The 12,755-nt window shown below is 47.8% G+C and carries 8 protein-coding genes; 5 read left to right on the top strand and 3 right to left on the bottom strand.

Going from position 1 to position 12,755, the window contains the following annotated elements; genetic code table 11:
* The first annotated feature begins 1 nt into the window (after nucleotide 1).
* Nucleotides 2-1,594 (top strand): RagB/SusD family nutrient uptake outer membrane protein, encoded by a 1,593-nt coding sequence (locus AAE02nite_RS24930; protein ID WP_146905127.1) that lies wholly within the window; start codon nucleotides 2-4, stop codon nucleotides 1,592-1,594.
* Between the two features lie 185 nt (nucleotides 1,595-1,779).
* On the top strand, nucleotides 1,780-1,968 hold the full coding sequence (locus AAE02nite_RS24935) for a hypothetical protein (protein ID WP_146905130.1): 189 nt from the start codon (nucleotides 1,780-1,782) through the stop codon (nucleotides 1,966-1,968).
* A gap of 4 nt (nucleotides 1,969-1,972) precedes the next feature.
* Here AAE02nite_RS24935 and AAE02nite_RS24940 read toward each other — a convergent pair whose 3' ends face one another.
* The 3 genes from AAE02nite_RS24940 to AAE02nite_RS24950 all read right to left on the bottom strand — a co-directional run bounded on the left by AAE02nite_RS24940 (nucleotide 1,973) and on the right by AAE02nite_RS24950 (nucleotide 4,757).
* Entirely contained in the window at nucleotides 1,973-3,133 is a 1,161-nt protein-coding gene (locus AAE02nite_RS24940; protein WP_146905133.1) for an MFS transporter, read from the bottom strand.
* 126 nt (nucleotides 3,134-3,259) lie between these two features.
* Complete coding sequence (locus AAE02nite_RS24945; RefSeq protein ID WP_218033560.1) at nucleotides 3,260-4,495, bottom strand: glycoside hydrolase family 43 protein; 1,236 nt, start codon at nucleotides 4,493-4,495, stop codon at nucleotides 3,260-3,262.
* Nucleotides 4,446-4,757, bottom strand: coding sequence for a hypothetical protein (locus tag AAE02nite_RS24950; protein ID WP_146905136.1), 312 nt, complete (start codon nucleotides 4,755-4,757; stop codon nucleotides 4,446-4,448). Before AAE02nite_RS24950 ends, AAE02nite_RS24945 begins: the two co-directional genes overlap by 50 nt.
* Nucleotides 4,758-5,463: 706 nt before the next feature.
* Here AAE02nite_RS24950 and AAE02nite_RS24955 point away from each other — a divergent pair.
* Genes AAE02nite_RS24955 through AAE02nite_RS24965 form a run of 3 tightly spaced genes read left to right on the top strand, consistent with a single transcriptional unit; the run spans nucleotide 5,464 to nucleotide 12,513 of the window.
* Complete coding sequence (locus tag AAE02nite_RS24955; RefSeq protein WP_146905139.1) at nucleotides 5,464-8,559, top strand: SusC/RagA family TonB-linked outer membrane protein; 3,096 nt, start codon at nucleotides 5,464-5,466, stop codon at nucleotides 8,557-8,559.
* Between the two features lie 28 nt (nucleotides 8,560-8,587).
* Nucleotides 8,588-10,111 carry a RagB/SusD family nutrient uptake outer membrane protein gene (locus AAE02nite_RS24960; protein ID WP_146905142.1) on the top strand — a complete coding sequence of 508 codons (1,524 nt, stop codon included), beginning with the start codon at nucleotides 8,588-8,590 and terminating at the stop codon, nucleotides 10,109-10,111.
* A 20-nt stretch (nucleotides 10,112-10,131) separates the two neighbouring features.
* On the top strand, nucleotides 10,132-12,513 hold the full coding sequence (locus AAE02nite_RS24965; protein ID WP_218033561.1) for an alpha/beta fold hydrolase: 2,382 nt from the start codon (nucleotides 10,132-10,134) through the stop codon (nucleotides 12,511-12,513).
* The last annotated feature ends 242 nt before the right edge of the window (nucleotides 12,514-12,755 follow it).

Raw genomic sequence — 12,755 nt, forward strand, 5'->3', positions numbered from 1 at the left:
CATGAAAAAGAATATATTTATCAGCGCCGTTCTGTTTTTTACGGCTTTTTTACCCGCCTGTACCGATTTAGATGTAGACGTGGAGTCGGAGTTAACACCGGCCAATTTCCCCTCTACCCAGGACCAGTTTATTGCCGCTACCGGGCCCTTGTATTCCCAGCTTAGCTCTAACTACGCCATTAACTACTGGCGTTTGCAGGAGCTTTCGACGGATGCCGCTATTATTCCGGCCCGGGCCGGCAACTGGGACGACGGCGGGCAGTACCGCTTCCTGCACAAACATACCTGGAATGTCGATCATCCTACTGTGCGGGCCATCTGGGAGTGGGGCTTTGGGGGGATAAACACGGCTAACCGGGTTCTGCAAATATTCGAAGGGGCCGCCGAAAGCGCCACCCGCACCGAATCTATGGCCCAGGTAAGAACCATGCGGGCTTTGTATTATTATTTTATGATGGATACTTTCGGTAATGTGCCCATTATAAAAACCTTTGGTAATACCGATTTGCCGGCTACTGCCCCGCGGGCGCAAGTATTTGCTTTTATCGAAACCGAGTTGAAAGAATCGTTGCCCAACCTGAACGAGGCCACCGGGGCGCTTACCTACGGGCGGCCAAATAAATTTGTAGCCCTGGCCTTACTCACCAAATTGTACCTGAACGCCGAATATTACATTAGCAAACCCATGTACACCGAAGCCGTGGCTATGGCGGATCAAATATTGGCGAGCAACAAATATTCCTTAACCGCCGATTATTTCTCCATGTTTGCGCCGGATAATGGCCCCGGTATTCAGGAAACTATCTTTGCGGCCGTGTACGATGCCAACGTAATTAAAGGCAACCAGTTTACCCGGTACGCCATGCACTACGCTTTGCAGCAAAAATACCGTATTCCGTTTACGCCTAGTAGCAGCTTAATGACTTTGCCGGAATATTTTAACAAGTTTAATTTGACCAACGATATTCGTAACAACCAATGGTTATCGGGTAAGCAATACAATGTAGATGGTACGCCGGTAATCATTAAAACCACCAACGTGGGGCTCGACAAAGATTATAAAGGTCCTAACCCAACGGCGGCGGTAAACTGGCACCTCGAAATATTCCCGAACCTGATTCTGGAAAACGAAGCCTCGATGGATATTGGCAACGACCAGTTAAGCCAGGCTTATGGCGTGCGTTCTATTAAATTCGCTCCGGATCCAAATGCCGCCACCGACCGCCACCAGAACAACGACGTACCCATATTCCGGTTGGCTGATATTATGTTGATGAAAGCCGAAGCTATTTTACGGGGCGCTACCGCCACTACCGTGGGTGGTGAATTACAAACGCCAGTGGTGCTGGTAAATAAAATACGGACCCGGGTAAATGCGCCATTGGTTTCCAGTATTGATTTACCCGGCTTACTCGAAGAACGGGCCCGGGAGTTTGCCTGGGAAGGCTGGCGCCGCAACGACCTGATCCGGTTCGGGCAGTTTGAAAAACCTTATGGCTTTAAAACCGACAGCGACCCGAACAAACGGATTTATCCCATTCCGGCTACCGAGCGGTCACTTAACCCTAACTTAACCCAAAATCCGGGGTATTAAATATTAGATGCCAATGCTGGTTGGGTATAAAATATTTAATACAATTAGCGAAAGCTGATTTTTTTACTTGATAATCTAAAAAGTAAACCTCACCAGTCGCCAAGGCCGGTGAGGTTTTTCTTTTGGTATTGTTTATCTTTTGGGCTAAAAACCTTTAGTTAGAATAAAAAATTTTAGTTTCTAAAATGAAAACCTCTTTTAAAACCCAGGGCACGTTGGTTACCCTTAAAACTTTAGATTACCAGGTAGCGGTTTACCCGGGCATGTTTGTACTGCTGAACCAGAAATATTATACTGTGCGGCACGCCGTCCTGGATTTAGAAAAAGAAGAAGTACTGGTAGTAGTGGAGCGGAGTTTAACCGATCCAGCTTAAAAGGTTAAGCCTCCTGGAGTTCTCCGGCCGTTTTGTGCTGCAACCGGAAAAACATTTGTGAAATAGGAATCAGCATAATACCGGCAATGGCAAAAGCCACAAAAGAAACTTTTAAGTTAAAGGCATGCGCCAGGTAACCAATCAGGGGCGGACCCAGGAGCATGCCCACAATACCAAAAGTAGCAATTAAGGAAATGGCAATACCCGGCGAATACGTTTTAGAAGCACCGGCTAACGTATAAGTCATGGGAATAACGGCCGCGGTACCGAAGCCCACCAGCGAAAAGCCCACCAGGGCTGGCCAGAAGCTCGGAAACAGAATAGATAGCAGAATACCGGAAAAAATAAGTATAGCGCTCATGGTATATGTGGCCGGCATGCCCAACTTATTTATAATCCGATCCGAAACAAACCGGGAGAGCGCCATAAAGGCCATAAAAATTAAGTAGCCTAGTGTAAATACGTCTTCCTTAACTACCTGCTGGAAATAAATGCCGCTCCAGTCGAACATGCCCCCTTCGCAAATGGCCGCAAAAAATACCATCAGCCCTAAATACAGGATATAAGGATCGGGTTTGTTCAGCGATAGTTTATTGCCCGATGGCGATTTATCGTTGCGCAGTAAAAACCGGAAAGACAGCAAGGTAATAAAGATGGCCGCAGCCGATACCATTAATAAATGTGGTACAATCGGCACCCCAAAAGAAATGAGCAGGGTGGTAAACCCTACACCCATAATGCCACCAGTGCTCCAAAGCCCGTGAAATGAACCATTGATTTTTTTATCGTATTGCTTTTGCAGTGTAATGGCCTGGGTGTTAACGGCAATATTAAAAATGCGCACACTTAGTGAATACAGAAAAAGCGTAAATACCAGACCCATGGTGGTATTAGCCAAACCTATAAAAGCCAGGCAAATCGCACTGAGGGTAAAACCTATGGTTAAGGGTATGCGGGTATCGAGTTTACTCACCAACCAGCCCGACAAAGGCAAGCCAACCAAAGAACTAATAGGCATGGTTAAGAGCACCGAACCTAATTCTGCTTCATTCAGGCCCAGCGCCGATTTAATAGTTGGTATGCGGGAAGCCCAACTGGAAAAAGTAAAGCCCGATAATAAGAAGAATAAACTGAGCGCCAGGCGCTGTTTGGTAAGCTGCTGCATTATTTTAAAAAAGAGTGCAAATGTCTTAATTTATTTCGTTTCTCCTGCCCTTTAAACCTATTTCTTTGCCTTTTTCGCCACTACCCACCCAAAAGAAATCTCACCTGTAACCTGAAATAAAACAGACTAAGCCGGCAATACACCGGCCTCCGTAAATTGGAGCGGTACCGCCAGCAAGGCCCGGAACTGTTTGTAGCCAGCTTTGCCCGGGAAATACGCGTGCAGAAATAAGATGGGTTCTCCATTTAAGCCGTTTACTACCGAAGGATGGCCGGGTGCCCACCACGTTTTGGTAGACTGCAGAAACGGTTTTTGCATTTTCCGGTAAGGCCCTAGCGGCGAATCGGCCACCGCTACCCCAATCCCATACTGGTCCGTCGAAAAATCGTTGCCGGCGTAAAACAAATAATACTGGTGGTTTTGCCGGGTTACCCACATGCCTTCTACCAGGTGCGCTTCCCAGGCCAGATCGTTTTGAATAATTTTGGTGCGTTCTCCAACTAATCTGGTACCGTCAGCCGACAAAGGCTGGGCAAACATGGGCGTTTTCATAAACTGCATCACCTCCCGAATGGCCTCCTGAACCGGAGCAGGTTGCCTGGTTGCCAAAGCGGCCAGGTGGTCGTAAAATTGCGCGTAAACGGCTATCACCGCTTCAATTAATATTTGCTGAATTAAAAACCTTTCCATGGGTTCTAGCATTTTAGCCCAGGGCCAAAGGGTAATAATAAAAGAAGCGGTAAGCTGGTCTTCGGGGGTAGTAAAAAGCTCAGTTATTAATCCCGGATTTTCGTAAAGTAAATCGTTCAACCGGCCCGGCCACACATCGTTGTTGTCTTCTTTCCAGAAGAGATAAGCCTGTCCATCGTCCTGTACCAAAACATGCGGATCGATTACATTCCCGTTTAACACCGGTTCTGCTTCCGGAACAAAGGGCCCTTCGGGGCTTTCCGATTTAGCCAGGCCAATGCAAAGTTCGCGGGTATGCTTGTCGCGCGCCACAAAATATACCCGAAACTCATTTTGTACCAGGTGCATTTCGGGTGCCCAAAAGTCACTAATCAGTTCACCGTCGGCCGCCCAGGCGGGCTTTTTACCGGCCGGAAATACATAATTTACAAACTTCCAGTCAAGCAGATTGCGCGAGCGGAGAATCGGAAAAGAATCGGGCGCATCGTTCGAAGTAGCGAGCAAGTAATAACGGGGATCTTCTGCCGCACTTTTAGAATTAACCCGGAGCACCGCCGGATCGCCGTACCCGTAAAGCATGCCGGAATGCAAATTTTCTTGCAGCACTTCCTGGTAGTTTATTTTAAAAGTGGGTTTTAAGTTTTCTGCCCGGCGGTTTTGGGGTAGGCGCAAGCCAAAGTCGGTGGATAATCTTTCGAAAAAATCGAGGTAAACCTGGTGTTCCTTGCCCGATAATTTGTACCGGCAGGTCTTTTGGGCTTTGGTTTGCGGGGTCCGGACCGGTAACTTCGAAAGTATGATTATTAATATAGCCTTCTGTTGCTTCTCCTATAACTACGGTAAACTTAAAAGGAGCACCTAAAGGAGAATCCAGCGCAATTTTGTCGACGATGGTTGAATCTGATTTTACTTTCATTTGAATATTCTGCTCCATAGTGGTACACCCGTAACCCTTTACCATCCAGGTTAATTCGGCTGCATTAATCCGGAAGTCACTTATAATTAAAAACAGGTGTTTAGGTTTCAATAACTAACGCCGGTGATGTTAAAAATTACTTTATCCATGATTTCATATTTATCAATGAGTGCCGCTTTATTAATGGCTCCTCTATAAAAACAGGGTAAATCTTTTTTTTTCTAATTTTAATCTCTATTTTCGGGTACGTACACAATGGGGCGAGTCGGTTAAGGTAAACTAAAAGCGTTCTATTTAATGGAAGGAGAGCCATTTTTTACATCATCATTTGGCTAGTCTTAGTTTTCACTTTAATGAATTATAATAAAAAGAGGCTTGGTTTCCTTTAGGCTGTCAGAATAACCTTTAAAACTTTTTCATCAAGGTTTTACCGTGAGAGATTCCGGGAAAGTTGAGTTCCGTTTTATTTCCGGGTACGTGCCCGGTAATATTTATGCTTCAGACCAAAGCTACATTTGATAGGTCATGCATAAGATGAAGAAGTGGAGAGGTCCCTTCAGGTTTGGGTAGGCAAACCTAACTGTACCTGGAAAAAGATAGCAGTGAGCCTAGTTTTCGGTTTATTCCGGAAGAATTGGCTAGTGCATACCAGAATATGAACCATAAAAATGAATAATCTTAAATAATGCGCACCTAAATTTTTAATATATCTAACAAGTTAATTATGAAAAAATATTACCGAGAATTTCAGGTTTTTAAGCTACTCCTGCTGTTGCTGCTAGGTTTACCCGGGCAATTACTGGCGCAATCCACTACCATTTCCGGTACCGTCCGGTCTGCCACCGACCAGCAAATATTGCCCGGTGTAACGGTAGCGGTTAAAAATACCCAAATGGGCACCACCACCGACGAAAGAGGCCGCTACCAAATTCCGGAGGTTCCTAATAATGCAGTTCTGGTATTTTCTTTTGTGGGTTTTAAAAGCCTGGAGCGGCCGGTAGGCAGCAATACCACGTTGGATGTAACCCTGGAAGAAGATAATGCCCAACTGGAAGAGGTAGTGGTAGTGGGCTACGGTACGCAGAAGAAAAGAGAAGTGACGGGGGCGGTGGCTTCCATTAAATCCGAAGATATTACCAAAGTAGCTACCAACAGTTTTACCTCGGCCATTCAGGGTAAAGTGCCGGGCGTGTTCATCGCCCAAACCAGCGGTGCGCCGGGTGGTTCTGCTTCGGTCAGAATCCGGGGGGTAGGTACTACGGGGGGCAACGAACCTTTGTACGTAGTAGATGGCATGCCTTTGGGCGGCGGCAGTATGGGTATTAGTGGCAGTTCCGATCGAGTTGACGGCCTTTCGGTAATTAACCCGAACGATATCGAATCGATTGAGGTATTGAAGGACGCGGCCGCAGCGGCTATTTACGGTGCCCGGGCAGCTAACGGCGTAATATTAATTACTACCAAACGGGGTAAAGAAGGCCAGGCCAAAGTAAGTCTGGATGCTTATACCGGGGTGCAGCAACTCTGGAAAAAACCGGAATTTTTGAACGCTCAGGAATTTACCACCCTGGCCAACGAATTATATACCAATTCCGGTATGACGCCTAACCCCGAATGGGCCAATCCGGCTTCGTTTGGCGAAGGTACCAACTGGATTGACCAGGTTTTCCGGACAGCGCCCGTTCAGAATTACGATGTGAGCGTGAACGGCGGTACGCAAAAATTGAAAGGCGCTCTTTCGCTGGGCTACCGCGATCAGGAAGGTACCATTATGGAAACCTGGTACAAGCGCTACACTGGCCGGGCTTCGGCCGATTTACAAGCCAACGATAAACTTAGTTTTGGCAGCTCCTTGTCTTTTTCTTACTCCCAGGCCAAAGGTCAGCAAAACCAGGATCTACGGATAGGTATTTTTAACCTGGCGCAACAGTTTTATCCTACCCTGGGCCGCGAAGATGTGGTAAACGGTTCGTCGGCTTATTATACCACGCAGGGCGATAATCCGTACCTCCGCGCCAAATCAATCGATAACCAGGTAAATAATTTTCGGGTGTTTGGCAACGCCTTTGGGGTTTACGAAATTATTCCGGGTTTAAAATTCAGAAGCAGTGTAGGCCTGGATGTAAATAATAACCGTGCCAGCACCTGGGAACCCCGCGCCGAACGCGGCCATTACCGCAACCTGCAGGCTACCCTCGGCGAAACTTATACCCAGGGCTTAAACTGGTTACTCGAAAATACCCTTTCTTATACAAAAGTTTTCGGCGAACATTCGGTGTCGGCGGTGGTAGGCCAAACTGCCCAGAATAATAATAACAACTGGGTTTCCGTAACGGCCCGCGAGTATCAGAACGAGCAGATAAGGGTAATTAACAGCAGCAACGAAAACAACCGGCGGGCCAGCGGTACCGGCAGCGAATATACCCTGGCTTCTTACCTGGCACGGGTAAATTATGCATTCAAAGACCGGTATTTGCTTTCGGCCAGTATCCGCCGCGACGGTTCTTCTAATTTCGGGCCAAATAACAAATGGGGCAATTTCCCTTCGGTTTCAGCCGGCTGGAATATTACCGAAGAAAGCTTTATGCAGCAGCAAACGTTTATTAGTAACTTAAAAATAAGAGGAAGCTGGGGACGGCTTGGCAACGATGCCATTACGCCTTTTGGTTATTTAAGCACCATCCGCTTAGGTACGGTTAACGATAATTATGTGCTGGGGCTTAACCAAGGTTTGGTAATCGGGGCCACCATGTCTAAGCCGGGTAACCCGGATTTGAAATGGGAAACCAGCGAGCAAACCAATATCGGCATCGAGGCCTCTTTCCTGAATAACCGCATTTATTTAACTTCTGATTATTATATTAAAAATACGAAGGATATGTTAATCAGCCTGCCGGTTTCAATAGAGGCTGGTTTCCAGAGTGCGCCTTCTATTAACGGTGGTAAAGTGCAGAACAAAGGCCTGGAATTATTACTTGGTTATCAGAACGATATTGGCGCCTTTCATTTTGATGTAAGTGGTAACCTGGCTACTTTAAGAAACGAGGTGATGAGCTTAGGCGTAGGGCAGCCGATTACCGGGCCATCTGTTACGAATTATTTTACCGTAAATGCTACTTATACCGAGGTAGGGCAACCCATCGGGTATTTCCGGGGCTTTATCGTGGATGGTATTTACCAGACCAACGACGAGGTAAATAAAACCCTGCAACCCAATGCCGTAGCCGGCGATTTCAAATTCCGCGATATCAACGGCGACAATGTACTGTCGGATGCCGACCGCGTTAAGATTGGCAATCCGTGGCCAACCCTTATGTACGGCAGCAATATTGATATGTCTTACAAAGGCTTCGATCTAAATATTATGCTGCAAGGCGTGGCCGGCAACGATATTTTTCACGCCAACAAAAGGTCTGCCTATCCGCTTAAATACTTTGGTGGTACCGGCGTGGTAAACGGTTCTAAAAATGTTTTAAACCGCTGGACGCCTGGTAGCGGCCGGAACGATGTGCCCCGCCTGGCTTATACCGATTCGAACGGAAACTTTGGCAACAGTTCCTCTTTTTACGTGGAAGACGGCGATTATATGCGCATCCGGAACCTGACCCTGGGTTACCGCTTACCGGGAGACCTTATCCGCAAGACGGGTCTGGTTCAAAATGCCCGCATCTATGTAAATGCGCAGAACCTGTTCACCTTTACCAAATATTCCGGCTTCGACCCCGAAGTGGGCAGCACCAACCCCATGATGGCCGGTATCGACGATGGCGTTTATCCGCAGCCCAGAACCCTGATGGTGGGTGTTAATTTAAGTTTTTAAGCAGGTATTTATTTTAAATAAAACAGATATGAAAATATTAAGTATACGTTTGGCTTGTGCTTTTTTGCTGGCCACCACCGCCTCTTGCAGCGAAGACTTTTTAACCCTGCAGCCCAAAGACGTACTAACCGATGCTAACTTTTTCCTGACAGAGTCGGATGCCCAGGCCGCTTTAATTGGGGTGTATGATAACCTGCAGAAAGAGCCCACCTTTACCAACTTTGCCGATGCCGCCGAGATAGAATGGGCCATGAGCGGCGATATGTACGAAATGGACGGTTCGGCCGCCCGCATCGAGATTCACTCTTTAAATTTGCCGGCCAGCAATACCATTATTACCAATATGTACAGCGGTGCTTACCAGGGAATTGGGCGCGCTAATATGGTGATAAACCGGGTAAGCAAAATGGACCAACTGCCGGCCGACACCAAAAACTTAATTCTGGGACAGGCTAAGTTTTTACGCGGGTTGTTTTATTACCGGCTGGCAAATTATTTTGGCGGGGTGCCGCTGGTAATAGATGAGCTCAATGCCTCCTCCAAACTGGATATTCCCCGTGCTTCGGTAGAAGATACCTGGAAACAGATTGAGGCCGACTTGAAAGAGGCAGCGGCGGTTTTACCCGCCAACTGGACGAATAATGCCGATAAGGGCCGGGCCACCAAAACGGCCGCTTTGGGTTTTCTGGTAAAAGCCAGTTTGTGGCAGCAAAAGTGGGACGATGCCGCGAAATACAGCGAAGAAATAATGGCGACCAAGGTGCATGATTTGCTGCCTAATTACCGCGATGTATTCCGGGAATCGAACGAAAATAACAAGGAGATTTTATTTTCCACGCAGTTCCGGGCTTCGGTAGATGCCGAAGGAAACAACCTGGTAAAAAGAACCGCGCCACGGGGTGCCCCTTCGGAATTTACCGGCAGCGCTGCCTGGAGTAATTTCGTGCCGCAGCCCCAGTGGGTAAACGCTTTCGAAAAAGACCAAACCGGCAAAATAAAAGATCGTCGTTACTGGCAGGGTATTATTGGGCCCGGCGAAGCGCACCAGGATATGCCGAATTTTGTAATGCCGGTAAATGTGCCGGCTGGCTGGTCCCGGACCGGATTTATTGTTACCAAATATTGGGAAGCGCCCACTTTAAATAACGGCGGTGTAAATGCGCCTATTTTGCGTTTTGCCGAAGCTTTGCTAAATTATGCCGAAGCGCTGAACGAAACCGGCCGTTCGGAAGAAGCCATGCGCCAGGTAAACCGGGTGCGGGTACGGGCCGGCTTAACCGAAAAACCGCTGTCGCTGACTAAAGCAGAAGTATTGGATGCTATTTTTTACGAGCGGCGGATGGAATTTATCTGGGAACCCACCGGGGCATTCTCGGATCTGAACCGTCGCGGCCGGTTTATTGATTTTATCCGGAACAACCGCGCTAACTTTAGCCAACTGGGAGTAGATAAAAAGCCCTGGCTCGCTACCACCCCCATCCGTCTGCCTATTCCGCGCGAAGCCTGGAACCGCAATAAATCGTTGGAGCAAAACCCGCATTATACTTTCTAAATATTTAAAACAGCACGAAGGTGGTCCGAAATAGTAAAATAAATTTGCTGCTTTTTTTATCGGTCATATTTTTACTGGAAGGGTCGCTGGTAATGGCCCAGGGAAGAAAAAAACCGCAGCAAGAATATTTAAAAGATATTCTGCAAATTAACGTGGCCCAGGACCACCGTCATGCCATTAGCCGGCGAATAACCGTCCAGGATAGTACCTGGCTCGACTGGCTGCACCGCACCGGCGAATTGCCGCCGGATTTTGATAAAATGCCCTCCCGGCCTTTTTTACCCGAACCCTTAACTATCCTGAAAAACGGTAAAGATTATCCGGTGAAAACGCCGGCCGAATGGCAGGAAAAACGGGAATGGATAAAAGAGCAATTCCAATATTGGATTTCGGGTAAGGTGCCACCGGCCCCGGATAACCTGCAAGTAAAGGTACTGTCGGATAAAAAGGAAGGCACGGTGCGGATACAAACCATTCTGCTGCGTTTCGGCCCCGACCACAAAGCCCAAATGACCCTGGAACTGATGATTCTGGAAGGTACCGGGCCGTTGCCGGTTTTTATGACCCAATGGACCCACCGGAACTGGGCGCAGTTAGCGGTAAGAAGAGGTTATATTGGTTGTGTGTATGCCGCGGCCGATTCGAAAGACGATACCCAGGCTTACCAGCAACTTTACCCCGGCTATGATTTTACCGCTTTGATGCGCCGCGCCTGGGGGGCCTCCCGTGTGGTAGATTATTTATTAACCCGTCCGGAAGTAAATAAAAACCAGATTGCCATCACCGGGCATTCCCGCAACGGCAAACAATCGCTTTGGGCTGCGGCTTTCGATGACCGCATTGCGGCGGTAATTACCAGCAGCTGCGGCACCGGGGGCATTACGCCTTTCCGTTACAGCGACCCCCAGTATTGCAACCAAACCATCGATGATATCTGCTCGAACGCCGCCCATTGGTTCCATCCGCGCCTGCGCTTTTTCTTTGGCCGTGAAGACAAATTGCCCATCGACCAGAATTTATTATTAGCCCTGATTGCGCCCCGGGCGCTGTTAATGCATTATTCTATTGTAGAAAGGCAGCTGAATCCCTGGGCCAACGAGCAAACGTACCAGTCGGTAAAAAAGGTTTATGGGTTTTTAGGAGCGGAAGAAAAGATTGGCGTACTAACCCGCATGGGAGAACACGCCGTAGCTACCCGCGATGTAGAAAAAACCATTGATTACCTGGATATTCAGTTTAAAAGAAGCCGGCAGCCCTGGGTAAATAACTTATATTATAATTACACTTTCGAGGACTGGCAAAAGAACAACGGCCACTTAGTAACCGCCAAACCCAGCCCGGTTGTATTGCAGAAAAAATATGCCGATACAACTGCTTATCAAGCGCAACGAAAAGAAATTCTGAACCGGTTAAACTGGTTGCTTGGGCCGGAACCAAGCGGGGTAAAACCAGCCGAAGTTGCCCCCACCGATTTATCGCGGGTAGATTGGATTGACGGCATTACAGGCCGGCCCAAGGTATCCGGAGCAAAAGTGGTGCATATCGGGCCCTACACGGCTATCGGCGATCATTTGAGTGGCATGTTATATCTTCCGGAAAAAGCGGCTAATGGGCAACCGAACCAGCCTACTGGTAAAGTGCCGGTGGTTATATATTTGCACCAATATGCTTACGCGCATGGCTTTGCTTTTGGGTATGATAAAGAACGGGGCAACGGCAATAGTAAATTATTTCAGGACCTGATTAATCGGGGCATTGCCGTGTTTGCCATGGATATGTTCGGTTTCGGCACCCGCAACCAGGAGGCACCCTATTTTTACCAGCGGTTCCCGGCCTGGTCGAAAATGGGGAAAATGGTGAGCGATGTAAAAGCTTGCGTAGATGCCCTGGAAACTTTTGCTACGATTGATAAAAGTAAAATATTTTTGTTAGGCAACACCATTGGTGGCAGTGTGGCCATTATGGCCGCGGCCCAGGACTCCCGCATTGCCGGCGTAGCCGCCGTAGCTGCTTTTTCGCCCTGGCGGAAGAGTAATGCGCAATACGAAAGCCTCCGTAATTATTCGCACCTGCACGGCTTTATGCCCCGGTTAGGCTTTTACGCCGGACAGCCGGCTACCGCACCCGTTGATTTTGCCGAAATAATGTCCTGTATTGCCCCGCGACCGCTGCTCCTGATTTCTCCCGAACTGGACAGGCACGCCGATTTAGCCGCGGTTAAACAATCTGTTCAGGCAGTAGCCGGCGTTTACCGGTTATACAACCAGCCGCAACACTTACAATTGCAAACACCCCGCGAAATCAACCGCCTCACCACCGCCATGCACCCATATATTACCGCCTTTTTCAAAAGTATCTCCTCTAAACCGGTACCAGGTACCAGCGAAGGAGCCGGCAGGTAAGAAGTCACTTTGTGCCTTTTGATGCCCTGTTAAGATTGCTGTAAAGGCGGTTGCTTGCGTATATAGACCCACGTGATTCAACTAAAATAAATTACGTTAACATGCGCTTGCATCTAGTTAAGTCTGGCATAGGTTTCCTGCCGGATTTACAACCCTCTTCATTTTTATCGCAACTCCTTTGAAAGGCAGTAAAGGCGAGATCGTATAAATATTAAGACAAACCATTTATTTATTTGCGCTTT

The organism is Adhaeribacter aerolatus, assembly GCF_007991635.1.
GTDB classification, from domain to species: Bacteria; Bacteroidota; Bacteroidia; order Cytophagales; family Hymenobacteraceae; genus Adhaeribacter; species Adhaeribacter aerolatus.

Excerpts from the sequence above, each read along its gene's own strand:
- AAE02nite_RS24930 (WP_146905127.1), top strand. The coding sequence starts at position 2 with ATGAAAAAGAATATATTTATCAGCGCCGTTCTGTTTTTTACGGCTTTT.
- AAE02nite_RS24950 (WP_146905136.1), bottom strand. The coding sequence starts at position 4,757 with ATGGAGCAGAATATTCAAATGAAAGTAAAATCAGATTCAACCATCGTC.
- AAE02nite_RS24960 (WP_146905142.1), top strand. The coding sequence starts at position 8,588 with ATGAAAATATTAAGTATACGTTTGGCTTGTGCTTTTTTGCTGGCCACC.
- AAE02nite_RS24935 (WP_146905130.1), top strand. The coding sequence starts at position 1,780 with ATGAAAACCTCTTTTAAAACCCAGGGCACGTTGGTTACCCTTAAAACT.
- AAE02nite_RS24940 (WP_146905133.1), bottom strand. The coding sequence starts at position 3,133 with ATGCAGCAGCTTACCAAACAGCGCCTGGCGCTCAGTTTATTCTTCTTA.
- AAE02nite_RS24955 (WP_146905139.1), top strand. The coding sequence starts at position 5,464 with ATGAAAAAATATTACCGAGAATTTCAGGTTTTTAAGCTACTCCTGCTG.